Source organism: Vibrio sagamiensis NBRC 104589 (assembly GCF_007990935.1).
Taxonomy (GTDB): domain Bacteria; phylum Pseudomonadota; class Gammaproteobacteria; order Enterobacterales; family Vibrionaceae; genus Vibrio; species Vibrio sagamiensis.
The window spans coordinates 1-2,365 of record NZ_BJXJ01000101.1; the positions used below are offsets into that span (position 1 = coordinate 1).

Below are 2,365 nucleotides of genomic sequence, written 5' to 3' on the forward strand. Positions count from 1 at the left end.
CAGCAAGCAGCAGAAAAAAGTGACACCCAAGAAGAAAAAGAAAAGCAGCAAAGCGGAGAGCAAGATAAATCGGACTCTAAGCAAGAAAATGCAGAGCAAAAAGCCGAGCTGGAGGGAGAGCCAGAGCAAGATCAACCAACAGACAAGCCTTATCTGGACGATCCTGAATTCCGCCGTTTAGAAGCCGTAGAAAACGCTCGTGATCCAAGCTTTTTAATTCGAGCTCAAATGCAGTTGCAAGCGCAACAAAAACAATCTCCACAAAAATCACATAAGGAGTGGTAAGTCTATGTTCAAGCAAGGCGCAAAATTGGTCTTTGTTTTTGTGGCCAGCCTAATCGCTAACTGTTCAGCGATTGCTCAGACCCTTCAAGCAAGTGTCAATACAACACAAGTCGCTAAAAATGAAGTCATTAATCTGAGAATCATTGCCGATACTGAGCAAAGCTCAGACGCGATCAACTTTGATGTATTAGAAAAAGACTTTTTCTTAGGTCAACCTAGATATGGTCGTTCAAGTAACAGCATCAATGGCCAAAAAACCGTCCGTACAGAATGGAGTATTTCTATCGCTCCAATCAGAGAAGGTGACATCACCATACCAAGTTTTTCAATAGATGGTATGAAAACACGGCCCATCATGCTACGCGTTTCAGCAAATAAAGCGGAACCGGAATTGGATGATTTATTTCAATTTAATCTTAACCTAAGCAATAAAATATTATATCCAAAACAGTCAGCAACATTGAAAATTCAACTTTTGATCAATGTTGATCCTCGTCGTCTTGATAACCCTGTTATCGTACCACCCTCAGTCAATGGGATGCATATTGAGGCCGCCAGTGACATGAGACAAGGTAAACGTATCATTGATGGACTTGAGGTCAATATTGTAGAACAAGATTTTCAACTGACCGCCGAGCAACCTGGAACGTTTGAGCTTAATGGACCGAGGTTAACAGGCTCTTACATTTACAGTGATCGACAAACTGGCTCAACCAAGATCATGCCGATCAACACAAAAGCTGAGCAAATTCCAATCACCGTTAAACAGATACCGAGCAGTTTTGAAGGTAATTGGCTTCCTGCTTCTGCTTTAGAGATGACACAAACTTGGCAAGATGAGCAAGGTAACTACCTTTCCAATACTTCGGTAAATAATGTTAAGCAAGGCTCATCGATAACTCGTACTATTCGCATCAAAGCACGAGGGACGCAATCTGAGTATTTACCAAGAGTGAGTATCTCATATCCTGATTCTTTAAGAGTTTATCCAGAGCAACCACAATTTGATACCGCATCTGATGGAACACTCACCATGGTGGTCAAACAAGTTTTAATACCCACTAAAGCAGGTGAATTGGATTTACCCGGTTACAACGTAAAATGGTGGAACAGCCAACGTGACCAAGCCAGACAAAGTAACCTCAAAGGTCTAAGACTGAATGTGGAGAAAAGCGATAGTGGATTGATCACACTGCCTGACCTCAATCCTAACGTACAAGCGCTCCCTACAACAGATACAAGCACCAGCCAAATTGGTATTGATCCAATCTGGCGAACTTTAGCCATTATTTTTGCTATTTTATGGTTACTTTCCTCTGCCACCGCTTTTGCTTTATGGAAAAATAAAGAAGTGCGACCATCTAGTAGTAAAAATACTAAAAGTAACGACACGACTCAGTCCCTAGAGCAAATCATCAAACATGGGGATTGTGCAAAAATAGAGCAAGCCGTTAATCAGCACCTTAAGCATTACGCAAATCACGCTGCACCTGATGCTCTTGAAGCCGTCAAAGAAGAGCTAAAAGTGATGAATCGAGCTCATTTTGGAACCAATAAAGTGGACTGGACGTCAGATTCCTTGATCGATAAGCTCAAACAATTGAGTAAAAGGAAAAACAATAAATCGAGCACTCCGCTAGAAAAGCTATAATTCGACAGCACCTATCTTCTAAAAATATGGCAGTAAACAATACTGCCATTTCTTAGCTTATTGTTAATTTATATCGTTTCCTAACCAACTAAAAGCATACTCTAGTAGGCTTAACTCTCTGTGTAATTACACCTAGCATTTTCACCTAATAGAGATCTTCAAAAGAAAGTAAAAAAAAACCCTCATTTGAGAGGGGTAAATGTCCATCACTTATATTTATTCCTATCATGACTGTTCCAAAGCAAGTATGTGTTGTTGGTACAACGCACAGCCTAGGGTAAGCGTCTTTAAATCAACTCATTGATTTTCGATTTTCAAGCACCAATGATAAGACCGCCAACTAAGGCGGTCTCTGTTATTCGAACAGTATTTTGCAGCGAGGACGGTTATTCGGTTTTTACCATGTTCCAAAGCCGAAACAAAGCCCCC

1 protein-coding gene and 1 pseudogene are annotated in these 2,365 nt (G+C 40.8%); both read left to right on the forward strand.

Annotated elements, in window-relative coordinates:
* Window positions 1-285, forward strand: a pseudogene (locus VSA01S_RS20115) (hypothetical protein); the annotation flags it as partial.
* A gap of 4 nt (window positions 286-289) precedes the next feature.
* Entirely contained in the window at window positions 290-1,936 is a 1,647-nt protein-coding gene (locus VSA01S_RS19510) for a BatD family protein (protein ID WP_039979930.1), read from the forward strand.
* Window positions 1,937-2,365 lie beyond the last annotated feature (429 nt).